22 protein-coding genes and 1 riboswitch are annotated in these 25070 nt (G+C 38.9%); of the genes, 1 reads left to right on the top strand and 21 read right to left on the bottom strand.

Translation table 11 applies throughout. From position 1 onward, the window contains the following. Positions 1-33 precede the first annotated feature (33 nt). The 8 genes from ACWPVF_RS05095 to eno form a co-directional block, all read right to left on the bottom strand. A complete protein-coding gene (locus tag ACWPVF_RS05095) occupies positions 34-762 on the bottom strand; it encodes a metallophosphoesterase family protein (protein ID WP_045614949.1) in 729 nt (242 codons plus the stop codon). After that, positions 763-2430 (bottom strand): DNA repair protein RecN, encoded by a 1668-nt coding sequence (gene recN / locus ACWPVF_RS05100; protein ID WP_045614950.1) that lies wholly within the window; start codon positions 2428-2430, stop codon positions 763-765. Between the two features lie 6 nt (positions 2431-2436). Further along, the gene (locus ACWPVF_RS05105; RefSeq protein ID WP_045614951.1) at positions 2437-2868 is read right to left on the bottom strand and encodes an arginine repressor; all 432 of its coding nucleotides are present in this window, start codon (positions 2866-2868) and stop codon (positions 2437-2439) included. Further along, positions 2861-3676 (bottom strand): TlyA family RNA methyltransferase, encoded by an 816-nt coding sequence (locus ACWPVF_RS05110; RefSeq protein ID WP_414307409.1) that lies wholly within the window; start codon positions 3674-3676, stop codon positions 2861-2863. The genes ACWPVF_RS05105 and ACWPVF_RS05110 overlap by 8 nt, the downstream gene beginning before the upstream one ends. Next, positions 3669-4544, bottom strand: a complete 876-nt coding sequence (locus tag ACWPVF_RS05115) for a polyprenyl synthetase family protein (protein WP_414307410.1) — start codon at positions 4542-4544, stop codon at positions 3669-3671. Before ACWPVF_RS05115 ends, ACWPVF_RS05110 begins: the two co-directional genes overlap by 8 nt. Then, entirely contained in the window at positions 4541-4753 is a 213-nt protein-coding gene (locus ACWPVF_RS05120) for an exodeoxyribonuclease VII small subunit (protein ID WP_414307411.1), read from the bottom strand. Before ACWPVF_RS05120 ends, ACWPVF_RS05115 begins: the two co-directional genes overlap by 4 nt. Continuing rightward, the gene (gene xseA, locus ACWPVF_RS05125) at positions 4731-6071 is read right to left on the bottom strand and encodes an exodeoxyribonuclease VII large subunit (protein ID WP_414307412.1); all 1341 of its coding nucleotides are present in this window, start codon (positions 6069-6071) and stop codon (positions 4731-4733) included. The genes ACWPVF_RS05120 and xseA overlap by 23 nt, the downstream gene beginning before the upstream one ends. A gap of 194 nt (positions 6072-6265) precedes the next feature. Continuing rightward, positions 6266-7570: a surface-displayed alpha-enolase gene (gene eno / locus ACWPVF_RS05130; RefSeq protein ID WP_006151137.1), complete on the bottom strand. Its 1305-nt coding sequence runs from the start codon at positions 7568-7570 to the stop codon at positions 6266-6268. A gap of 162 nt (positions 7571-7732) precedes the next feature. Between eno and ACWPVF_RS05135 the strand changes: the two genes are divergently transcribed. Continuing rightward, positions 7733-8176 (top strand): DUF1694 domain-containing protein, encoded by a 444-nt coding sequence (locus ACWPVF_RS05135; protein WP_454385067.1) that lies wholly within the window; start codon positions 7733-7735, stop codon positions 8174-8176. Between the two features lie 2 nt (positions 8177-8178). Here ACWPVF_RS05135 and ACWPVF_RS05140 read toward each other — a convergent pair whose 3' ends face one another. From ACWPVF_RS05140 to leuD, 13 genes are all read right to left on the bottom strand, one after another. Further along, positions 8179-9288 (bottom strand): glycerate kinase, encoded by a 1110-nt coding sequence (locus ACWPVF_RS05140; RefSeq protein WP_454385069.1) that lies wholly within the window; start codon positions 9286-9288, stop codon positions 8179-8181. An 18-nt stretch (positions 9289-9306) separates the two neighbouring features. After that, positions 9307-9948 (bottom strand): phosphoserine phosphatase SerB, encoded by a 642-nt coding sequence (gene serB / locus ACWPVF_RS05145; protein WP_454385071.1) that lies wholly within the window; start codon positions 9946-9948, stop codon positions 9307-9309. A 61-nt stretch (positions 9949-10009) separates the two neighbouring features. Continuing rightward, positions 10010-11443 (bottom strand): glycogen synthase GlgA, encoded by a 1434-nt coding sequence (gene glgA / locus ACWPVF_RS05150; RefSeq protein WP_454385072.1) that lies wholly within the window; start codon positions 11441-11443, stop codon positions 10010-10012. Then, positions 11440-12579 (bottom strand): glucose-1-phosphate adenylyltransferase subunit GlgD, encoded by a 1140-nt coding sequence (gene glgD / locus ACWPVF_RS05155; protein ID WP_368910169.1) that lies wholly within the window; start codon positions 12577-12579, stop codon positions 11440-11442. The genes glgA and glgD overlap by 4 nt, the downstream gene beginning before the upstream one ends. Then, positions 12569-13711, bottom strand: coding sequence for a glucose-1-phosphate adenylyltransferase (locus ACWPVF_RS05160; RefSeq protein WP_414307418.1), 1143 nt, complete (start codon positions 13709-13711; stop codon positions 12569-12571). Before ACWPVF_RS05160 ends, glgD begins: the two co-directional genes overlap by 11 nt. Continuing rightward, the gene (gene glgB, locus ACWPVF_RS05165) at positions 13701-15629 is read right to left on the bottom strand and encodes a 1,4-alpha-glucan branching protein GlgB (RefSeq protein WP_454385075.1); all 1929 of its coding nucleotides are present in this window, start codon (positions 15627-15629) and stop codon (positions 13701-13703) included. The genes ACWPVF_RS05160 and glgB overlap by 11 nt, the downstream gene beginning before the upstream one ends. Positions 15630-16037: 408 nt before the next feature. After that, the gene (gene pulA / locus ACWPVF_RS05170; protein ID WP_454385077.1) at positions 16038-18320 is read right to left on the bottom strand and encodes a type I pullulanase; all 2283 of its coding nucleotides are present in this window, start codon (positions 18318-18320) and stop codon (positions 16038-16040) included. Between the two features lie 105 nt (positions 18321-18425). Beyond that, positions 18426-20384: an NAD-dependent DNA ligase LigA gene (ligA, locus tag ACWPVF_RS05175; RefSeq protein WP_414307421.1), complete on the bottom strand. Its 1959-nt coding sequence runs from the start codon at positions 20382-20384 to the stop codon at positions 18426-18428. A 92-nt stretch (positions 20385-20476) separates the two neighbouring features. Continuing rightward, complete coding sequence (locus ACWPVF_RS05180; RefSeq protein ID WP_247912398.1) at positions 20477-21736, bottom strand: nucleobase:cation symporter-2 family protein; 1260 nt, start codon at positions 21734-21736, stop codon at positions 20477-20479. Beyond that, positions 21736-22317: a xanthine phosphoribosyltransferase gene (locus ACWPVF_RS05185; protein WP_414307422.1), complete on the bottom strand. Its 582-nt coding sequence runs from the start codon at positions 22315-22317 to the stop codon at positions 21736-21738. The genes ACWPVF_RS05180 and ACWPVF_RS05185 overlap by 1 nt, the downstream gene beginning before the upstream one ends. A gap of 76 nt (positions 22318-22393) precedes the next feature. Continuing rightward, positions 22394-22490: riboswitch (purine riboswitch) on the bottom strand. Continuing rightward, a complete protein-coding gene (gene guaC, locus ACWPVF_RS05190; protein WP_414307423.1) occupies positions 22484-23467 on the bottom strand; it encodes a GMP reductase in 984 nt (327 codons plus the stop codon). It overlaps the preceding riboswitch by 7 nt. 198 nt (positions 23468-23665) lie before the next feature. Continuing rightward, complete coding sequence (locus ACWPVF_RS05195; protein WP_454385080.1) at positions 23666-24445, bottom strand: L-threonylcarbamoyladenylate synthase; 780 nt, start codon at positions 24443-24445, stop codon at positions 23666-23668. Positions 24446-24468: 23 nt separating this feature from the next. Then, complete coding sequence (gene leuD / locus ACWPVF_RS05200) at positions 24469-25062, bottom strand: 3-isopropylmalate dehydratase small subunit (RefSeq protein ID WP_414307425.1); 594 nt, start codon at positions 25060-25062, stop codon at positions 24469-24471. Positions 25063-25070 lie beyond the last annotated feature (8 nt).

A 25070-nucleotide genomic window follows, 5' to 3' on the forward strand; every position in this document is an offset into this window, starting at 1 on the left:
ATATTTTGACAAGACCATACCCTGCTAGGAGTACTAATCTTCGGCAACAAAGCCGTCATTTTCGATGAAATAGTGGTCAGTCATACCTTGGTCAGTAAAGACAATTCCATGAAGGACACCGCCATAGACAGCTCCTCCATCCATTCCGATTTTCCCGTCTTCTGTCATCCAAAGTTCTTCAGTTCCTGGTTCTTGATCCAAAAGTCCATAGACTGGTGTATGTCCAAAGACAATTGTTTTCCCTGTATGATTAGCTGCTTCGTGGAATGGTTTTCTGAGCCAAACTTTCTTGTAATCTGTAGTATCATGCCAGTCATCCAAAGTCAAATCAATACCAGCATGAACGAATATATACTTATCTGTTTCGATGACAAAAGGCATCTGACGGATAAACTCCACTAAGTCGGCTGCTTCAGTTTCAACACGCTTAGCATCTGCTACACCATCTACCGGTGCATCCAATGGGCGACCTAGAATAGAATTAATAGTTGTATCCCCACCATTACGACGATAGTGGTCATAGCTTTCTTCAGGGTTATCCAACCAAGTTAAAAACATATACTCATGGTTCCCTGACAAGCAAATAGCTCTCTGATTGTCAACCAAGTCTTTGACCATTTCTAGAACTCGGCGACTATCTTCACCTCTATCAATCAAATCTCCAAGAAAGAGTAATTGAGTCTTACCATCCCATGTTTTTAGAAGGTCCTCGAGCATTCCTGCTTTCCCGTGGACATCTCCAATAACATAATAGTCTGTCATTTATTTCTCCTTACTTTGCAACAATTCTCTCGCTTGACTAAGTGCAGCTTCAGTTACATTCTCACCAGCCAACATTTTAGCAACTTCTTCCACTCTTTCATCAACTGTTAACAAGCGAACGGTTGAAACGGTTGAATGCTCATTGCTAATTTTTTCAATAAAGAACTGATAATCAGCGATAGCGATGACTTGAGGAAGATGCGAAATAGCTAGAACTTGGCCATGCTGACCAATCTTATGAATTTTCTGTGCGATTGCCTGAGCTACGCGACCTGAAACTCCTGTATCTACCTCATCAAATACAATGCTAGTCTTACCTTCCTTACGAGAAAAGGCAGACTTAATAGCCAACATCAAACGAGATAACTCACCACCAGAAGCTACTTTTACTAATGGTTTAAAGTCTTCTCCAGGGTTAGTTGAAATATAAAATTCAACACTCTCATTCCCTTCACGACTGAATTTTCCTATAGTAAACTGAACCTGAAATCGAGTCTTGTCCATATAAAGGTCTTTAAGCTCTTGTTGAATCTCAATTTCTAATTGTTGAGCTAAGTTGTGGCGAGCAGATGCAAGTTTACTTGCTAAATCAACCAGACTTACTTCTAATTGTTTGAGTTCTGCTTCCATATCTTCTGAAGAAAGATTATTACCAGTGAGTAAATTGTATTCTTCAGTTATTTTTGCAAAGTATAACAAGACATCATCTACATTTCCACCATACTTACGTGTAATGGCATGTATGAGATCTAAACGACTATCAATCTGCATCAAGCGATTGCCGTCAAAATCTAAATCTTCGATAATATCCTCTAAACGTTTGGTGACATCTTCTAATACATAATAAGACTCTGATAAAGAAGTTGATATTTCACGGTACTCAGCATCATACTCTTCTAAACTCTCCATGTCATTCATAGCAGAACGGACGTTAGCCAGGCTTGAAAATTCTTCATTATCTAGCATGGTATAGGCATTAGTTAGCGTATCAGCAATATTTTTATAATTCAGAAGTTTATCGCGTTCTTGGTTGAGTTTGAGGTCTTCACTTGGCTGTAATGCTGCAGATTCAATCTCTGCCATTTGAAATTCCAACATCTCAATACGAGCCTTATGTTCTTCTTGGTTTTTCTTAACTTCAAGAAGTTGCTTGCGCATTTGACGGTAGGCATCAAAGTTGGTCTGATAAGATTGCTTCAATTCAAGAAAATCTGTATCACCAAACTCATCCAGCATCTGAATATGTAATTGTGGACGCATTAACTCTTCTTGGTCATGCTGACCATGAATATCGACTAGATGTTGTCCAATTGCTCGTAGAACAGAAAGATTGACCATCTGTCCATTAACTCGACTAACACTGCGCCCGTTTTGTAAAATTTCACGACGAATGATGATTTCATCACCTAAATCGATACCTTGCTCATCAAAAATCTCTTGAAGGGGGAGACTATTTTCAATTGAGAAAAGACCCTCGATTTCCGCTTTGAGTGCACCATGACGAATGACATCTGTTGTTGCTCTTGCTCCCAGCATCATGTTCATAGCATCGATGATGATAGACTTCCCGGCACCAGTTTCCCCAGTAAGAACTGTCATTCCTTTCTCAAAATTAAGTGAAATAGCCTCAATGATGGCAAAGTTTTTAATTGAAATTTCAAGTAACATAAGGTCCTACCACTTTTTAACTTGCTCTACAATTTCTACAGCTGCATCTTCAGTTCGCGCTACAATTAAAATGGAATTATCATCTGCTAAACAGCTAAAAATCTTATCTGAAAATGTTTGGGTTAATTGGCTTTTAACAAAAATTGTATTTCCAGGAATAACATCTAAATTGATGAGATTTCCCATTCTCTCAAAACTTTCAATATTGTTCTCAGCCAACTGTAAACTTTTGACTACTGACTTTGGTAATTCATAGACATAAGTATTGTCTTTCAATGGAATTTTTACAATCCCTAGTTCTTTGATATCTCGTGAAACAGTTGCTTGAGTAGCAGTGATTCCTGCTTCTTTTAAATGTTCAACGATTTCTTCCTGAGTACCGATTTGATAATCAGTCACAAATCTTCTAATCTTCTCAAGTCTCTCTTTTTTATTCATCTTTAAACTCTCTATGTGCTTTTTCTACTAGTGGTTCTATTTCAGAAACCACCTGATTGCTTGCGTGTTCTTCCTTACGTAAATAAGCAAGAAACTCAATATTACCGTGGCCGCCTTGTATAGGTGAAAAATCCAATCCTATGACGGAAAATCCTTCTGTGACCGCCATTTCTGTTACCGATTCTAAAACATTTTTGTGAACCTTAGCATCTCTAATAATCCCATTTTTCCCAATTTGTTCTCGACCGGCTTCGAACTGTGGTTTTATGAGGGCAACAACTTGTCCTTGATCAGCTAAGACTCTATGTAGAGCTGGAAGGATGAGACTCAATGATATAAAACTCACGTCGATACTTGCAAAACTAGGTTCTTGTTCAAAATCAGTCTTTTCAGCATAACGAAAATTAAACTGCTCCATACTAACAACACGTGAGTCTTGGCGCAATTTCCAAGCAAGCTGATTGGTCCCGACATCAACTGCATAAACTAATTTTGCTCCATTTTGAAGCATGACATCCGTAAAGCCTCCTGTTGAAGCTCCAATATCAATGGCCGTTTTACCTTCAACTGATATGCCAAAGTTTTCCAAAGCTTTCTCAAGTTTCAAACCTCCTCGGCTCACATACTTAAGCTTTTCACCCTTGAGTTTTAATTCAGTATCATCTGGGATTTTTTCTCCTGGTTTATCAAAACGCTCACCATTTAGAACCGCAACAACCAAACCAGCCATAACGCCACGCTTAGCTTGTTCTCTCGTTTCAAATAAACCTTGTTTGTAGGCAAGTAAATCTACTCTTTCCTTAGCCATTGATTCTCAAACTTTCTACTATTTTTACAATTGGTTCCTTATCAAAGGTAACTAACTGACTAATCTCTTCCAGCTTTGCATTAGCCTGATCCAAAGTTTGGTTACAAAAAGCTTTTGCTTCGTCTAAGCCTAACAAGGCAGGATAGGTCGATTTTTCAGCTTGCAAATCTTTCTGGGGTGTTTTACCAATTTCTTCAAAGCTAGCTGTAACATCAAGAATATCATCTCTCACTTGAAAGGCAAGACCAATCAACTCTCCAACAGTTTTAAGTGCTGTTTGAATAGTTGTATCCAATCCAGCGATGATTCCAGCCGCATGAAAAGGAAAGACTAATAGTTTACCAGTCTTATTAGCATGGATAGTCTGAAGTTCCTCTACATTCAAGTGTTCTCCTTCACCTTCCATATCCAAAACTTGACCCGCTACCATTCCCATACTTCCAGAAGCAAGAGATAGATTTGCTATTAAGTCTACCTTGATTTCGTTTGGCAAGTCTGACAGAGCTATGAGAGCATACGGGTCTAGAAAAAGAGCATCACCTGCCAAGATAGCTAAATCCTCTCCATAGACTTTATGATTGGTCAAACGTCCTCGGCGATAATCATCATTATCCATAGCAGGTAGATCATCATGAATCAAACTACCTGTGTGAATCATCTCAAGCGCTGCCGCAACTTGCGCATGAGCTGGAGTAATTGGTACCTGCAAAGACTCCAAAACTTCTAAGAGAAGATAAGGACGAATCCTCTTGCCACCAGCATGAATGGAATAGAGAACCGCTTCTCTAAGATTTGAAGCTATTTGTTGTTCCCCATAAAACTCCTCAAGCGCTGACTCAACTAAGTCTAGTTTTTCTTGCTTGTTCATACGAGTTCGCTCTCTGTTCCATCTTCTTGCATGACTTTAACTAAGGTCTTTTCTGCTTTATCCAGTGTTGCCTGCAATTCCTTTGATAAGAGCATCCCTTTTTGAAAAGCTGCAATGGCATCTTCTAAAGCAATTTCACCATTTTCTAAGCTCTGAACAATAGTCTCAAGTTCTGCTAAATTTTCCTCAAAATTCTTCTGTTTTGACATCTTTAACCTCTAATTCTACCTGACCATCTCGCATCAATAACGTTACTTGATCAGTTTTTTTCAAATCTTTTGCTGACGATACTACGGCATCCTCTTTTTTCACAATCGCATAACCTCTGGCTACGATACGACTAGTATCTAACATAAGTAGCGCTTCTGACAAACGTTTGACTTCGGCAACCTTGGCATCATAAACTACTGCCATCTGACTACGAAGCAACTTTTCAAATTGGAGTAGACGATCCTGATAACGATGAACCTTATTGATTGGTGATAACTGCTCTAATCGATGAACTAGTTTTAATACTCTTTGCTCCTGTCTAACAAGTTCTGAATTTACACTTTGTTTGAGACGAAGCTGTAACTGATCCAATCGTTGTAAATAACCATCATATAAGCGTTCAGGTTGCCTGAAAATAACGGATTGACTTAGTACTTTTAATGCTTTTTCTTTCTTAGATAAAGTGTTTTGTACAGATGTAGCCATACGTCTCTCTTGATTCTTCAGATAAGTCAAAAGATCTAACTTAGTAACAGGAGTCGCTAGTTCTGCTGCAGCAGTTGGAGTTGCTGCTCTCTTATCTGCTACAAAATCTGACAAAGTAACATCCGTCTCGTGACCAACACTTGAAATAATCGGTAAACGCGATTCAAAAATAGCACGAACAACTATTTCCTCGTTAAAAGCCCAGAGATCCTCTATCGAGCCACCACCACGACCAATGATAAGTACATCTAGGTCATCACGTTCATTAGCTTTAGCAATGTTAAGGGCAATCTCCTCTGCCGCTCCTTCACCTTGAACCTTGGTAGGATATAAGATAATTTCCACACCAGGAAAGCGTCTGCTAACGGTTGTAATGATATCCTGGATAACAGCTCCACTACGACTTGTCACTACCCCGATACGGTTTGCAAACTGCGGAATTACTTGCTTAAAGCGGTCTTGAAAAAGCCCTTCCTCTGAAAGCTTCTTTTTCAGTTGCTCAAACTGAAGGGCAAGTGTGCCGACACCATCCGGCTCTGCCTTTTCAATAATAATTGAATAACTCCCACTTGGCTCATAGACTTGAACTCGGCCGACTACATTAATCTTCATGCCTTCTTCCAAGTCGAATCCAAGTTTCTGATAGATACCAGACCATATGGTTGCTTGGATAACAGCGCGATCATCTTTTAGAGAAAAGTATTGGTGAGTTGGACGCTTTCGAAAGTTAGAAACCTGACCAGTTAAATAAACCCTCTCCAAGTATGGGTCTTTATCGAATTTCATTTTTAAATACTTGGTCAAAGTTGTTACCGATAAATACTTTTCCATCTCAACCTCCTTCTTTCTCTAGTTTTTCCTGGGTATTATTATACCAAAAATATGCTTAAAAATCTCTATTTCCACTTGGAATGGCAAAAATACAGCTTGTTTGTACAAAAGTTTTGTCCCTTTCATATCCCTTGAATAAAGAAAAAACCCTTTGGATAAAATCCAAGGGGCTAAAAACGTTGTTAAATCAACGATTATTTTTTAAGGTTGTAGAATGATTTCAATCCACGGTATTCAGCTACTTCACCAAGTTGATCTTCGATACGAAGCAATTGGTTGTATTTAGCGATACGGTCAGTACGTGAAAGTGAACCAGTCTTGATTTGTCCTGCGTTTGTTGCAACTGCGATGTCAGCGATTGTTGAATCTTCAGTTTCACCTGAACGGTGTGATACAACAGCAGTGTAACCAGCTTCTTTCGCCATTTCGATAGCGTCGAATGTTTCAGTAAGAGTACCGATTTGGTTTACTTTGATAAGGATTGAGTTAGCAGCACCTTCTGCGATACCTTTTTCAAGGTATGAAGTGTTTGTTACGAAGAAGTCGTCACCAACCAATTGAACTTTACCACCAAGACGTTCAGTAAGAGCTTTCCAACCGTCCCAGTCGTTTTCGTCCATACCATCTTCGATAGTGATGATTGGGTATTTGTTTACCAATTCTTCAAGGTAGTCGATTTGTTCTGCAGCAGTACGTACAGCAGCTCCTTCACCTTCAAATTTAGTGTAGTCGTATACTTGACGTTCTTTATCGTAGAATTCTGATGAAGCACAGTCAAATCCGATAAATACGTCTTTACCTGGAACATAACCAGCAGCTTCGATAGCAGCAAGGATAGTTTCAACACCATCTTCAGTTCCTTCGAAACGAGGAGCAAATCCACCTTCGTCACCTACGGCTGTTTCAAGACCACGAGATTTAAGGATTTTCTTAAGAGCGTGGAAGATTTCAGCACCCCAACGAAGAGCTTCTTTGAATGTAGGTGCACCAGCAGGTACGATCATGAATTCTTGGAAAGCAATTGGAGCATCTGAGTGAGAACCACCGTTGATGATGTTCATCATTGGAGTTGGAAGAACTTTAGTGTTAAATCCACCAAGGTAGCTGTAAAGTGGGATTTCAAGGTAGTCAGCAGCAGCGCGAGCTACAGCGATAGACACACCAAGGATTGCGTTAGCACCCAATTTACCTTTGTTAGGAGTACCGTCAAGTGCGATCATAGCACGGTCGATAGCTTGTTGGTCACGTACATCGTAGCCGATGATTGCTTCAGCGATGATGTTGTTTACGTTGTCAACAGCTTTTTGTGTACCAAGACCACCGTAACGAGATTTGTCACCATCACGAAGTTCAACTGCTTCGTGTTCACCAGTAGAAGCTCCTGATGGAACCATACCACGTCCGAAAGCACCTGATTCAGTGTAAACTTCTACTTCAAGTGTTGGGTTACCGCGTGAGTCTAGGACTTCGCGAGCGTAAACATCAGTAATAATTGACATTTTTTACTCTCCTTTGAGTTAAATTTTTTACACCTCTATGATACATTAAAAAGAGACCTTTTTCAAGAAAAAACGTTATCTTTGTGCAAATTTTCCTTAAGTTGATAAAGTAATCGCTTTCTTTTTCCTTTTATCTTGAGACTTTTGTGATATACTATATTTATGACTGATCTATCTAAACAAATCCTAGAAAAGGCCAATGGTGGTCTTAAATTAAATCCTGATGAACAAAGACGTTTTCTCGGAACATTTGAAGAACGTGTCCTTGGCTATGCAGACCTTGAAACTGCCGATGATGATAAATTTCAAAAAGGATTTTCAACAATTTTAGAAACCTTTAAAAAAGAGACTGAACCTCTATTTGTCAAAATTTCTCCTCAGGTTGAATTTGACAAACAAGTCTTTTATCTAAAAAAAGCCAAAGAAGCTGAATGTCAAGCAACCATCGTTTCTGAAAATCATAACTCTTCTCCTTTCGGCATGGTCATACACAGTGATAGTCCTGTTCAAACCCAAGAAAAAGACCTTAAAAAGGCCTTTTCTGACTTATGGCAAGAGAAAGAGACGAAAGCTCCTACTTCTTTTTGGAAAAAATGGTTTGGTTAACTCTATCTCAAAGACATGATCCGAGCAATACTTGCAGCTGTATTTTCTAAATAAACAGCTGCATTTTTTAAACTATCTTCTAATGGTTCGCTTTTTTCTAGTATAGAAAAAGCAGCGATGATATTCTCAAATGGTAAAGGAGGTAAATCCTCAGCTAAACTACCACACATAGCAATAACCGGAACACAATTTGGTGTTCTTTTTGCTACACCGATTGGAGCCTTGCCTGAAAAACTTTGAGAGTCTAATCTACCTTCACCAACAATAACTAGATCTGCATCTGCGACCTGTTCATTGAAGTTTATCAAATCCAAACAAGTTTGTATTCCAGAAACAATCTCTGCATCAGCAAAGGCACACAAACCCGCAGCAATTCCACCACCAGCACCACTACCTTCTAATTTTAAAATTTCAGGTGCAACTTTGTTGTAAAAGTTTTCAATAGCAATATCAACATCTTGGAATTTAGCTGGTTCCAACCCTTTTTGCTTCCCGAATGTATAGGTGGCGCCGTGAGGTCCACATAGGGGATTAGTTACATCTGCAAGTATTTTTATATGTACATCAGAAGGAATTTGAAGCACTCCCTCCTTCGAAATTTTCCTGATATCAAATAGAGATTGACCATTTGCTTGAACTACATTTCCGTTTTTGTCATAAAACTGGTAACCAAGTCCTGAAGCAATGCCAATTCCACCATCGTTACTAGCCGTACCACCGACACCAACGTAGATATCTTTGATTCCTTGTTCTATCAAATGGAGAATAAGTTGACCAATTCCCTTTGTTTGAATCTCTAGAGGATTACGTTTTTCATAAGGAATTTTTTCAAGACCCACTAAATTTGCAACTTCAAATAGAGCTAATTCTCTTTTTTGAAAGTAAGACATCAAAACCTCATCACCAAAAGGTCCAGTTACCTGGACTCTTTTTTCTTCCAAACCTAGAGAACTTTTAATGGCGTCTACTGTTCCTTCACCTCCATCACCAACAGGTAAAAGTAGACATTCAGCATCTGGTATCACCCTTTTAAATCCTCTTTTTATAGCTTCTGCTACTTCGTTTGCAGTAAGACTCTCTTTGAAAGAGTCCGGTGCGATAACAACTTTCATTTTGATTCCTCTTTCTATCTAAAGGAAGTCTATCATTTCCAAAACTTTCCCAAAATCTCTCTCATCTACCTGAAGATTTATTTCCTTTTTCACAATATCCTTGGCACAAAAGGCTATACCAAGTCCTGCACTTTTAAGCATTTTTAAGTCATTAGCTCCATCACCGATTGCAATCGTTCTATCAAAAGGCACTTTTAATTCTTCAGCCCATCTCACGAGGGTTGCTTCTTTTACTTCTCTGCTTATAATAGGGCCAATTAGATTTCCAGTTAAATGATCATCTCTGATTTCCAGTTGATTAGCAGTATATAATGAAATTCCCAAATCTTTTGCTAATCTTTCTACAATAGTGGTAAATCCACCTGATACTAAGCCGACTTCTATCTGATTTTCTTGAAGAACTTTAATAAACTTGGCAGCGTTTTTACTAAGGTGAAGTTCATGATAAATCTTATCAAAAACATTGATAGAAAGACCTTTAAGAAGAGAAACACGTCTTTTTAAACTTGCTTCGAAGCCTAATTCTCCTCTCATAGCTTGAGCTGTTAGCAGGGCTACTTCTTCTTCGCACTCTGCCTCTTTCCCTAATAAATCAATAACCTCTTCTTCTATCAGAGTTCCATCTACATCAAGGACACAGAGACCGTTGATTGTTTTCATTTATAATCCTTACTTTATTATCTCAAAAAATCGTATGAAAGCATCATACGATTTTAACTATTTAGTTTGCTAAACTGTGATACAAATCAAGGTAAGACTGACAAGCTGTATCCCAAGAGAAGTCACATTCCATAGCTTGAACTTGAAGATTTTTCCAAACATCTGGATGATTATAGTAAACATCCAAGGCAGTTTGTAGAGCCCAGTTAAGCCAATATGGAGTCAAGTTATCAAAACTAAATCCTGTACCTGTTCCTTCAATTGGGTTGAACGGTTGAACAGTATCTCTCAACCCCCCTACTTCGTTAACAAGAGGTAAAGTACCATAACGCATAGCCATCATTTGAGAGAGTCCACATGGTTCAAAGCGACTTGGCATAAGGAAAATATCGCTTGCTGCATAAATTTCTTGTGCGAGTTTCACATCAAAAGTAATATTAGCAGATAATTTGTCTGGGAATACTTGACCAAACCATGAGAAAGCTTCTTCGAAACCAGGGTCTCCTGTACCTAAGAGAACGATTTGAACATCTTCTTGAAGCATACGATGAAGACCTTCAACAACGACATCAAAACCTTTCTGTCTTGTCAAACGTGACACTATACCAATCATTGGAACATCAGGTCTTACCGGAAGACCAAGCTTCTCTTGCAATTTAGCTTTATTCTGAGCTTTTCCTGATAGGTCTGATTTATTAAAATGATAATCCAACAGTGGATCCGTTTCTGGATTATAAAGATCCGTATCGATTCCATTTACAATACCAGAAACCTTACCAGACTCCATTCGAAGAATTTGATCCAAACCACATCCAAACTCTGTTGTCATGATTTCATAAGCATAGCTTGGCGATACAGTAGATACACGGTCTGCATAGAGAATACCAGCCTTCATCCAGTTTAGGCAGTCATTCCAGCGAACTGTACCATCCGCATAGCGTTCGAATCCAACTCTAAACAAGTCCCAAAGCATACCTTCAGAGAATTGCCCTTGGAATTCCAGGTTGTGGATAGTTAAAACAGTCTTAATGTTTTGATAGGCTTGAATCCATCTGTATTTTTCCTTCAACAAGAAAGGAATCATAGCTGTATGATAATCATGAGCATGGAGAATATCAGGAATAAATCCAATACGCTCCATAGCTTCTAAGGCTGCAAGTTGGAAGAAAGCAAAGCGTTCACCGTCATCGAAATCACCATACACATGACCACGGAAGAAATAATATTGATTGTCAATAAAGTAGAAGGTAACACCGTTTAAAACTGTTTTCTTAATTCCACAAAATTGTCTTCGCCAACCAACATACACTTCAAATTGAAGAACATCTTCAATCTGGTCGCCAAACTTAGCTTCTACCATGTCATAGTAGGGTAGGATAACAGCAACTTCATGACCAGCTTTAACTAATGATTTTGGAAGAGCCCCGATAACATCTCCCAAGCCACCTGTTTTAGAGAAAGGGGCTCCTTCGGCTGCTACAAATAAAATTTTCATGAAAGAATGTCCTCTGTTATTTTTTCACCTTTTTTGATGACAACAGGATTTTCTGCTGTACCACGAATAACAACTCCATCAGCTACTTCAGCACCCTTATCAATAATTGCATACTCAACTTGAGCGCCTTCACCAATGACAACACGAGGGAAAATAATAGACTCTTTAACTAAGCTATCTTTATGAATTTGAACATTACGAGAAATAACTGAACGAACAACTTTACCTTCGACAATACTACCAGAAGCAAACTGCGAAGTATTTACTTCACAACCAGGTGCATAATAAGTTGGTTCTTCGTTTTTCACCTTTGTATGAATCTTTTGATTTGGAGAGAACAAAGAGTAGAATTTATGCTGATCAAGCATATCAATATTGGCTTGGTAGTAGGTTTCTACAGAATGAATATTTGCCAAATAGCCAGTATACTCGTAGGCAAAAGCACCTTCTTTAGCTGCCAAATCACGAAGAACATAGCGAAGTTTTTCTGGATGTTCTTTTTGAGCTTCTTCTTCAAGACGTTCAATCAACCATGGGGTATCAACGACAAATATATCGGTAGACATGTTGTAAAGATTTTGGTCTGATTTTTTATCAAAGAGCTTGTGAGAAAGCACATGGTCAGTTTCATCGATATCAAGGATTGCATTTACTTCTGAAATATCCTTCTTAGGTAGTTTCTTGTAAACAACTGTGATAGGAGATTTTGTAGTATTATGCAAATGGAAAACCTGAGCAAGATCAATATTTACCAAAACGTCACAGTTCAAGGAAACAGTTTGGTTAGATCCAGAACGTTTTAAATAAGTCAAGAGTTGTTGATAATACTCTTTACCGACTGTGCTGCTTTCTACACGTGTATTGTAAATACCTAAATAGTAGTGACTAAGTAGTGTATTCAAGCCCCACTCGCGACCTGAACGAATGTGATCGAAAACTGAGCTGATATTATCTTGTTGGAAGATTCCAAAGACACTACGAACACCAGCATTTGCTAAACTTGAGAGTGGGAAGTCAATCAAGCGATACTTTCCTCCGAATGGCAAACTCGCCACAGGACGATTACTCGTCAAGGTTGACATATCATGAAAACCAACAGTGTTTCCTAAAATCGCTGAATATTTATCAATCTTCATCTGTTGCTACCCCCACTACTTCGTTATATCCGACTACTTCTACTTCTTCCGTTCCATCAATTTCTACACCATCAGCAATGATAGCACCTTCACCAATAATGGCACGTTTAATCTTAGCACCTTTTCCGACTACTGCTCCACTCATGATAACAGAATCAACAACTTCTGCTCCTTCACGAACTTGTGCTGCTGTAGATAAGATAGAGTGCTTCACAGTACCATCCACATAACATCCATCTACTACGAGAGAATCTTCTACATGAGCATGTTCTCCAATAAAGTTTGGTGGAGAGATCAGGTTACGAGAATAGATTTTCCATTGACGATTACGGCTATCTAGAGCGTTTTCTGGAGAAATATATTCCATATTTGCTTCCCAAAGCGATTCGATAGTGCCGACATCCTTCCAGTATCCACTGAATTCATAGGCATAAACACTTTCTCCAGACTCTAGGTAGTTAGGAATAACATTCTTACCAAAGTCTGACATGTCAATATTATTCTTTTCAGCTGCAACGAGCATATTGCGTAGACGTTTCCAATCGAAAATATAAATTCCCATTGATGCCTTAGTTGATTTTGGTTGAGCAGGTTTTTCTTCGAATTCAACAATGCGATTATTAGCATCTGTATTCATGATACCGAAACGACTAGCTTCTTTTAATGGTACATCCAAGACAGCTACAGTCAAGCTGGCATTGTTATCCTTGTGTGATTGGAGCATATCATCATAGTCCATTTTGTAGATATGGTCTCCTGAAAGAATCAAAACATACTCAGGATTAATGCTGTCGATATAGTCGATGTTTTGGTAAATAGCGTGACTTGTACCTTCGAACCAACGATTTCCTTCACTTGCAGAGTATGGTTGAAGGATAGAAACACCTGAATCAATTACATCTAGACCCCAGCTCGAACCGTTCCCGATGTGATTGTTAAGAGCAAGAGGTTGATACTGTGTGATAACCCCAACATTGTGGATACCAGAGTTGGCACAGTTAGAAAGAGCAAAGTCAATGATACGGTAGCGCCCACCAAATTGCACAGCTGGTTTTGCAATGCTTTGGGTAAGTTTACCGAGACGAGTCCCTTGCCCACCGGCAAGGATTAAAGCTAGCATTTCATTCTTCATTTTCTACTCCTTTTTGAGATTTATTTGATTCTTTTTTTGTAGGTTTCAAGCGGCGTTTGATTTTCCAGATACTTGCACCCATAGCTGGCAAAGTAAAGGTCAATGTCTGCTCATAATCCTTCCATAACCCTTCTTGAGTTTGAACAGTTTGGTTGTGTTCTTTCCAAACTCCACCCCATTGTTCCAACTCTGTATTCCAAATTTCTTCGTAAATACCTGCAACTGGTAATCCAATTGTAAAATCAGGACGTTCAACCGGTGCCATGTTGAAGACACAGACTAGCATCTCGCCTTTTTTACCCTTACGAATAAAGGATAGAACACTTTGATCTCTATTATCAGCATCGATGATTTCAATTCCATCATAACTTGTATCAATTTCCCAAAGACAACGATGGTCTTTGTAAAGTTGATTCAGTTGAGAAGTGAAGTATTTCATCTTAGCATTCATTGGGTCTTCAAGGTTTGACCACTCTAATTGCTCTTCTGATTTCCACTCTAAAAATTGACCGAATTCGCTACCCATAAAGAGTAATTTCTTACCAGGGTGAAAAATTTGATAAGTATAAAGGTTTCTCAAGCCTGCAAACTGATTGTAGCGATCTCCCCACATCTTATGCATCATACTCTTCTTACCATGAACCACCTCATCATGTGAGAATGGTAGAAGATAATTTTCATTAAAGACATACATAAAACTGAATGTTACAAGGTTAAAATCATACTTGCGGTAAATTGGATCTTCTTCGTAAAAACGGAGAATGTCATTCATCCAGCCCATGTTCCACTTGTAGTCAAACCCAAGACCACCAATCTCTTTTGGACCTGTTATTTTAGTAGCTGAAGAGCTCTCTTCTGCAATCATCATGACATCAGGGTGAGCTAGCTTAATAACAGTATTTAAACGCTGAAGGAAATAATAGCCTTCATAGTTGAGATTGCCACCATCTTTATTTGGTGTCCAAGGTGCATTATCATAATCAAGATAAAGGATGTTACTTACAGCATCTACACGGATACCATCTAAATGATAAAAATCAATCCAGAACTTAATGCTAGAAATCAAGAAGGATTGCACTTCGTTTTTCCCTAAGTCGAAGTTTAATGCTCCCCAACCATAGTTATGAGCTTTGTTATGGTCTTGATATTCAAAAGTTGGTGTTCCGTCATAATAAGCTAGAGCATCATCATTGATTGTAAAGTGACCAGGAACCCAGTCCACAATAACTCCGATATTGTTTAAATGACACTCTTCAACAAAGTCTTGAAACTCTTCTGGTCTTCCGTAAGAATGTTCCAAACCAAAATATCCCATCAGTTGATAGCCCCAGCTCAAACCAAGCGGATGCGCCATCAAAGGCATAAACTCAATATGAGTGTAGTTCATCTCAACTAAGTAAGGAATCAACTCTTCTTTTAATTGAGCAAAACTGTATGGAGTTCCATCTGGATTTCGTTTCCACGAACCAGCATGTGCTTCGTAAATATTAACTGGTCTTTCAAAGAATCCCAAACGTTTTCTACGAGCTAACCAAAGTCCATCCTTCCATTTCTTTTCTGGAATTTCTGTTAACACAGCCCCTGTGCCTGGACGTGCCTCATACCGAACAGCTAAAGGATCAATCTTCATAAGCTGATGACCGTTAGCACGTGTGATATGATATTTATAAATCTGACCTTCTTGGGCTAAAGTTGTAAAAACTTCCCAAACTCCAGATTCATTTCGAACCATAGGGATTTGATTTTCAACCCAATTCGTGAAATCACCAACTAGATGAACAGCTTGCGCATTTGGAGCCCAAACACGGAATGTGTAACCCCATTCCCCATCTTTCTCCTCACTATGAGCGCCCAAATAGTGTTGAAGATGGAAATTTTCGCCTGTTGTAAAAGTTCTTAAAGCTTCTAATGTATCCATAAATCCCCCTTTATATTGTAAGCGTTTTCTATATTTCTATTATACAATCTTTTAAGAAAACTTTCAACCAATTTCCGAATTATCATAAATATTTTTTAGAAAATCTTCAAATAATTATCTTGACATTTCTTATATTTTCACTATTTAATGATATTCTACCTTGATTTCAGTTCTTGTAGCATTAAATTGCTTACAATATTTTTTTCAATCCTAATTTTGCAAAACAGACACCACAAAAAACTTAACATTATTTTCATAAATTAATATTTTTGTTCGGATAAAGTATCTTAAGTACAATTTTATCAAATTTTCTGAAATTTTCAACTATTTTTAGTAATATTTCCATATTTTTTATTAGGACAAATTTATATATAAAAAAACTCAAGATTAATCTTGAGTTTCATTTTTTTAAACTAAAACATTCATGACTGCTACACTCACATTATCAAGAGTGTTTTCTTGGTTTGAACGACTATTAGTGATTCGCATTTCAAGGTTTCCCGCATTTTCATAATAGTGGGATTCTCCTTTAGCATTAAAGACCACTAAGTAATGCTCGTCATCTTCCTGAATTTCATAGACAATCCAGCCACTATTTTCAATAGCTGTGTGAACAAAGACGTGACGGTATACTTCCTCGTATGTAGGGTATGAAAAGGCACTACTCTTTGTTTTAAGACCTATAATCTGACGAATAAATTCAATACTATCCTGACGCTCATTGATTAAGTCCCAGTCCACCTGGTTAACAGCGTCTGGAGCATTGTAACTGTTCATGGCACGTTCGCGATCATCATGAGTCAACTCACCGTTTTCACCTGTAGGAACCAGTTTGGTACGTCCAAACTCTTGACCAAGTTCCATAAAGGAGATACCTTGCATGAGTAGATTCATGGCAGTTGCTGTTTCTACCTTTTTCATGATACTTGCTTGGTCTTCTGTTGGATGAAGTGTCGCTAATAAATCATGCAAGTTATAGTTATCATGGGCTTCTACATAGTTGACAACCTGGTTAGGGCTTAGATAAGAGCCCAGTTCTCGACTACCAAGGATAGCTTTGGCAACAATTGGTTCAGTGGCAGCACCACTTACGAAGCCTGATTTGATATCACCATAAACTTCAGCACCCTTAACCGCATTACGTTGATCATCATTGAAAAATCCAATATTAGGCAACTGATAAGCATTGTCTTTCTTAGCCTTATCGTAAGGTGCTAGACCAGTACCCATATCCCAACCTTCTCCATAAAGGATGATTTTAGGATCGACTTCATCCATTGCCCAACGGATCATCTGCATGGTTTTAATGTCATGGATTCCCATCAAGTCAAAGCGGAAACCATCAATATTAAACTCATTCACCCAATAAAGAAGTGAATCAATCATGTACTTACGGAACATTTCATGTTCACTAGCAGTCTCGTTTCCTACACCAGTACCATTTTGATAACTTCCATCGCGGTTCATTCGGTAATAATAGTCTGGAACCGTTGTTTGGAATGGGGCATCAACAGTTGAAAACGTATGGTTATAGACGACATCCATAATGACGCCAATTCCAGCATCATGATAAGCTTGAATCATCGTCTTCAAATCGCGGATGACTTGACCTGGATCATTTGGATTCGTAGACATGCTGGTTTCTGGTGCATTGTAATTTTGTGGATCGTAACCCCAGTTGTAGGTCACATTTCCATCTGCATCATACTCTTTGTGACGATCAGCAATTGGTTGCAGTTGAACATAGTTCACACCAAGTTCTTTGATGTAGTCAAATGCAGTAGACTGACCATATTTGTTGACAGTTCCAGTTTGGGCAGCACCTAAGAAAGTACCTCTTAATTCTGGAGCAACACCTGAAGTTTCAGACTTAGTCAAGTCACGAATGTGCATTTCGTAAACAACCGCTTGACAAGGATTTTCCAATCGCCAAGTTGCTTCCGTTCCATTCTTAACTTCAAAACCTTCAACTTGACGTTCTTTTTCTGAAAGGATTGCTGAACGTTTGCCATCTGGACTTGTCGCAATGGTATATGGATCGCGGGTCAATGATTGATGATGTGGAAAATCAATCTGATATTGATAGGCACGACCTGCAAGACTTTCAGGAATTGTCAAATTCCAAACGCCAATTGTATTATCCTTGTGACTGTAGGAATAACTATTCCCACGTTTCATTTCATAGGTTTTTAGAATTGGAGCATCATTACTGGCTGATTCATAGACTACAACTTGTACAGTTGTTGCTGTTGGCGACCAAAGTTTAAAGCTTGTTTCTTCTTCAGAAACATGGCATCCCAACTCTCCTTGGTAACCCCAGTGGTGATCAAAACTAGCACTGTTAATCGCTTTGTCAAAAGCAAATGGATTTTGATCTTTATAGTGTGGACTTGCAATAGCTGGATTTTCAGAATAATAAACAGTGTCATCTCCATCTAAAATCCATACTTCCGTTAGAAGAGGATAATAATTAAATCGGATTGGATATTCTTTAGTTTCCCCATCTTTTTCTACTCTAAAAACCATTTGTGAAAGAGGACTTTCACTTGATTGAGTAAATGACAACTTCTCTCCAAAGTATTCTTCCTCTTTAACAAATTCTACTGAATCAGCTAGCCCCTTACTAAAGTTGCAATTCTGATATGCTCCATCCTTACGATGATAATGAATAAGTACAGGATAATTGTACATAGTTCTCCCTAATTTCTAATTGTTAAATTTTAAAAAATAATTTCTTGTTTATATTTTCGAGTTGGATCAAGAAATCTAAGATAGTCATTCTTTAGTGTGTAATGATTATAAACTCTCCAACCAAGCTTCATCTCGAATCTCAATTCCAAGTTCTTGTGCTTTTTGGAGTTTGCTACCTGCATCTGCTCCTGCTACCACAAGGTCAGTCTTCTTCGATACACTACCCGTTACCTTGGCTCCAAGATTTTCGAGTTTACTTTTAGCTTCCGAGCGAGTAAGACGTTCAAGTTTTCCTGTCAATACGACTGTTAGACCTGATAAGGCTGCATCTGCTGCAACGACCTGTCCTTTGTAGTCTAGATTAACATCTAATTCTTTCAATTCTCTTAAAAGGATTTTAGCGCCCTCAGTCTCAAAATAAGATTGGAGACTTTGAGCAATGACACTTCCTAAACTTTCAATGCCTGCAACTTCTTCAGGACTTGCTTGAGCCAGTGTTTCGATTGAGTGGAAATGTTGTAAGAGTAACTGACTTGCCTTGCTTCCTACATGTCGAATTCCCAAACCAAATAAGAGTTTTTCGGCAGAATTTTCTTTAGAAGCTTGAATAGCCTGATAAAGTTTTTGAGCCGATTTCTCCTTGATGCCGTCTAACAGGAGAAAATCTTCAATCGTCAATCGATATATATCTGCAACATCCTTGACCAATTGTGCATCAAAAAGTTTTTCAACGACTGATGGACCGAGGCCAGAGATATTCATGGCATCACGGGATGCGAAGTGAATTAGACCTTCCTTGATTTGAGCTGGACAACGTGGGTTTATACAACGAAGAGCCACCTCATCTTCAAAGTGTAATAGCTTGCTCTCACAACTTGGACAGTTTGTTGGAATATCTAGTTTCTCCCCAGACACACGCTTAGATTCCACCACTCGTAAAACGGCTGGAATGATATCTCCTGCCTTATAAACGATGACAGTATCATCCTTGCGGATATCCTTTTCAGCAATATAGTCAACATTATGAAGGGTTGCACGACTAACTGTTGTACCTGCCAACTGCACCGGAGTAAGATTAGCAGTCGGAGTTACAACTCCTGTTCGTCCTACTGTCCAGTCAACAGAAAGAAGTTTTGCTTCTTTTTCTTCTGCAGGGAACTTATAAGCGACTGCCCACTTTGGTGCTTTGACTGTAAATCCAAGTTGCTCTTGACCAGCTAGGTCGTTGACCTTAATCACGACACCGTCGATATCATAAGGCAACTGGTCTCTTTCTTGACCTACTTCTTGGATAAACTCCCAAACCTCATCCATGCTGTGGGCTAATAGGCGTCTTGGATTGACAACAAAGCCCAATTGTTTCAAATGGTCCAAAACCTTCTCTTGACTATCTCGTGTTGAAGGACTAGCTTCCTGATAGAGGAAGGTTGCAAGATTACGCTTAGCTACTACTGCTGTGTCTAACTGGCGAAGAGTTCCTGCAGCAGCATTTCGTGGATTAGCAAACTCTGGCTCCCCGTTTTCTTGACGCGTTTGATTGACCTGATCAAATGATGCCCTCGGCATATAGCATTCACCACGAACAGTGATATCTAATTTTTCTGGTAAAGTTAAAGGAATATCTTTCACTCGTTTAAGATTTTCAGTGATATTTTCACCAAAAGAGCCATCACCACGAGTTGCTCCAGCAACAAAAAGTCCTTGCTCATAAGTCAAGGAAATCGATAATCCATCAATTTTCAACTCACAGATATAAGTAACATCATCCAATTCCTTACGAACACGCGCATCAAAGGCATCGAGTTCTTCACGTGAAAAAGCATCCTGCAAACTATAGAGAGGATACTGATGACTATATTTTTCAAATCCATCTAGAATCTTACCGCCAACACGGTGGGTTGGACTATCTGGCAAGACTTGCTCTGGGTGAGCTTTTTCTAACTCTACCAGTTCACGATAGAGACGATCATACTCACTATCAGATACAGATGGGTTATCACTTGTATAATACTCTGTCGCATAGCGATTGAGCAACTCAACGAGCTCTTTCATTCTTTCATTCATAGAACCATTTTACCATAAAAAGGACTATAGAAACAATACAGAAGCTCTAAAAAACAAAATGAGAAGGATATTTCTATCCTTCTCACTTATTTTTATTTTTTACGATTCAAAATAGCGTTCAAAATGATGGCCACTGTACTTGCAATGACGATACCATTTGAGAAGAACATTTGTAATTCAGTCGGTAAAGTATTGAAGAGGTTACTTCCGTTTAATCCTACCCCAGCCGAGATAGACACTGCTGCAATGAGGAAGTTGTGTTCATTGTGCTCAAAGTCCACACGAGACAAGATTTGCATCCCTTGTAGAGAAACAAAACCGAACATGACGAGCATGGCTCCACCTAGAACAGGGCTAGGAATAATCTGTGCCAAGGCACCAAACTTAGGCAAGAGACCAAGTAAAATGAGGAATCCTGCTGCATAGTAGATCGGCAAACGTGTACGAATACCTGAAAGTTTCACCAAACCTACGTTTTGTGAAAAACCTGTATAAGGGAAGGTATTGAAAAGTCCACCAAGTAAAACAGCAAGACCTTCAGCACGATAACCATTACGGAGACGAGTGCTATCAATTGGATCTTTAGTAATATCAGAAAGGGCAAGATATACACCAGTTGATTCTACCATTGATACAGTAGCGATAATACACATCATTACAATAGAAGAAATCTCAAATTGTGGAGCACCGAAGTAGAATGGAGTTGGAATATGAACAAGTGGAGCTTCTGCTACTGGAGAGAAATCAACCAAGCCCATAGTCGCAGCGATGATAGTACCTGCAATCAAACCAATCAAAATTGAAATAGATTTAATGAATCCTTTTGTAAAGATATTAACCAAAAGAATGATGAGAATGGTGATTGTTGCTAATGCTAAACTTTGTCCCGTTGGTTTTTCGACGTTATTTCCCATATTTCCGATAGCTACAGGAATCAAAGTTAAACCGATTGTTGTAATGACAGAACCTGTTACGATTGAAGGAAACAGATTTGCAACCTTAGAAAATACGCCAGCTACAAGAACGACATAAATACCAGAAGCAATCAAGGCACCAAACATAGCACCACTACCGTGACTTTGTCCAATCATAATAAGTGGAGCAACAGACTGGAAGGCTACCCCAAGAACAATAGGTAAACCGACACCAAAATATTTATTAAGTTGCAATTGTAAGAGAGTTGCGACCCCACACATAAAGATATCTGTAGAGATAAGGTATGTCAGTTGTTGAGGTGAGTAACCTAGGGCACCTGCAATCATGATTGGTACCAGGATTGAACCTGAGTACATGGCAAGTAAGTGTTGCAAGCCCAATACGGCCGCTTTTGAGTGGTTTTCTTTTTGATTCATTAGATGTCTGCCTCCTTGAAGATAACTCTTCCATTTTCAAAACGCTCTAAACGAGCAAGTGATACGACTTGATGACCTGATTTTTCTAACAGTTCACGACCATATTGGAAAGATTTTTCAATCACAATTCCGACGGCCTCGACTGTAGCACCAGCTTGTTCGATAATCTGAATCAAACCATTAGCTGCTTGACCATTAGCCAAGAAATCATCAATAATTAATACTTTATCTCCAGGAGATAAGAACTTCCCTGCAATGGATACGGTACTAGTAACTTGTTTAGTGAAAGAATAAACCTCAGCAGTCAAAATTCCTTCATTCATGGTAATATTTTTTGCCTTCTTAGCAAAAATCATGGGTACATCCAACTGCTCAGCTACATAAAGAGCTGGTGCAATTCCAGATGCTTCAATGGTTACGACTTTGGTAATACCTGCATTTTTAAAAAATTCTGCAAAGGTGCGACCAATCTCGCGCATTAAGGAAAAATCCACTTGGTGAGTCAAGAATGAATCCACCTTAAGAATATTCTCACCTAGAATATTCCCATCTTTTAAAATACGTTCCTCTAGTAATTTCACAATAACCTCCGAAATAAAAAGGGACTCACAAAGTAAGCCCCTTAGAGAGATTGAAACAGATAGCTCTGCTTCTTGTATCTCTCTTCGACTTACTCATTGTTAGGTATTTACGGTACCTTGTAGAAACGCCACGCCTATTCATGGCATAAATAAGTAATGATATTTTTTAGTGAGCATCTCCATTCCAGATAGAGTTCTTCACAATTACATAATCTACATGTCTAAGATCAGCTACTTTACGACCTCCAGCATAAGAAATCGAACTTTGCAAATCTTGTTCCATTTCAGTTAGGGTATCTTGTAAGTGCCCTTTAGCTGGAAGAAGGATTTTCTTTCCTTCAACATTCTTATAAGCACCTTTTTGGTATTCAGAAGCTGATCCATAGTATTCTTTGAATTGTTTACCATCGACTTCAACTGTTTTACCAGGGCTTTCGATATGACCTGCAAATAGTGAGCCAATCATAACCATACTTGCACCAAAGCGAATTGACTTAGCAATATCTCCGTGTGTACGGATACCACCATCGGCAATAATTGGTTTACGGGCAGCCTTAGCACACCAGCGAAGAGCCGCTAACTGCCAACCACCAGTACCAAAACCAGTTTTAACCTTAGTAATACATACTTTACCTGGACCAATTCCGACCTTAGTAGCGTCTGCTCCAGCATTTTCAAGTTCACGAACTGCCTCGGGAGTACCAACGTTACCAGCGATGACAAAGGTATCTGGCAATTCTTTCTTGATGTGCTGAATCATTGAAATGACACTGTCTGCATGACCATGAGCAATATCAATCGTGATGTACTCAGGAGCATCTTCCTTTAATTGACTAACAAAGTCATACTCATAATCTTTAACACCAACAGAAATAGAAGCAATCAAGCCCTTATCATGCATGCGTTTCACAAAAGGAATGCGTCCAGCTTCATCGAATCGATGCATGATATAGAAATAACCACCTTTTGCAAGCTGTTCTGCAACATCTTCATCTAGGATTGTTTGCATATTTGAAGGAACAACTGGTAATTTAAAGGTGTGCTTCCCAAGTGTCACGTGTGTGTCAGCTTCTGCACGACTTTTAAGAACACACTTGTTAGGGATTAGCTGAATATCTTCATAGTCAAAGATCGGAAATTCGTTTAACATTTCGATGTCTCGTTTCTTTTATAATGACCTACCTATGCTTTCGCATCACTACGTCTTTTCCGACGTTTCCTCTAACGATTATAAACTAAGGTAAAGTTTTTGTCAATTATTTTGAAACCTAAAATTTATAACGTTCGGATTTTGCTTATTTTTCTATAAAAAAATAGAGAGATTATGAGCTCTCTAATTTTTACTGTCTTAATAATACTCACCTTGACGGTAATCCCATGAGTTAAAGGTATCTGATAAGTGCATCATGATTTTATCAATATCAAGTCCTTTACGAATCACAACTGGAGCTGGTGAGATTGAACGTGCTCCACCTTGTTCTGGGATGAGTTTTCCATCCTTATCAACCATAGAGACCATCACACCTTGCTCGTAACGAGTTTCAATCGTTTTGTCTGGTTGGATAGATGCAACATAGTCGTCAGCTTCGATGACAAGATCCACTGCTCCTTCGATACGTTCTCCGATACCTTCAACCTTACCTCGGTTTCCTTTCCCAGATGGGTTAGCTGATGAGGCGTAAACCATCTTGCCTTCTTCCCAAAGTTTGGCAGCTAATTGTTCACCAGCTTTCCCAAACTTGATAACGAAACAGCTCGTTCCACGCACATCGGTCATGAGTTCTTCACGACTATCACCGTATGCTTTCAATTTTTCAAAAGCTTCTGGTTTCCATGGAAGAATACAACCGAGAAGAATGTCTTCATCCCAATGTTTTTGATAGAAGGCTTCAATTTCTGGGTTGAGTTGTGCTAAAGCGCGAAGCTCGTCCATGCTACCACAGAGGACTACTCCTGGTTTATTACGATTACGTTCTTTGGCTTCAAACTTGCGCTCAAGTCCTGCCTTATCGCTAGTCATGATAATGTAACCAACTTTTGTAGGGCAAACGATACATCCGCCCTCACCTTTTAAAATTTCATAGCCTTCTTGCGAAAGTGTTCCGTTCCATTGAATGTGTTTTGTCATAGTTCTATTTCCTTTTCTATTTTTTATTCTTGCCAGTAGGCTGGTCGTTGTTTTTCATAAGCAGCAATCAAGTCTTCATACTGCAAGGTAATACCGATATCATCTAAACCATTTAAGAGCTTGTGTTTCCATTCGCTATCGATTTCAAAGAAGAATTCTCCAACTGGTGTGATGATTGTTTGTTGTTCCAAGTTCACAGTTACCTGGTCAGTCGGTTTAAGTTGGGCTAGCTTTTCTCTGATTTCCCTAGGCTGAACAATAGGCAACATACCATTATTGAGCTCATTATTGTAATGAATATCTCCAAAAGAGCCAGCAATCACGACCTTAAAACCATAGTCTGCTAATGCCCAAGCTGCGTGTTCCCTCGAAGAACCAGCCCCAAAATTATCTCCTGTGATGAGAATAGTGGCTTTGCGATATTTAGGTCGGTTAAAGACAAAGTCTGGATCCTCAGTATACTGATCATCCACATAACGCCAAGCATACATAAGGTATTTCCCAAAACCTTTCTTATCAATTAACTTCAGAAACTGTTTGGGAAGAATTTGGTCGGTATCGATATTGTCATTCATAAGAGGAACTGTTGTTCCCGTATAAACAGTAAATTTTTCCATATCCTCTC

It is taken from the genome of Streptococcus sp. Marseille-Q7087, from assembly GCF_965111935.1.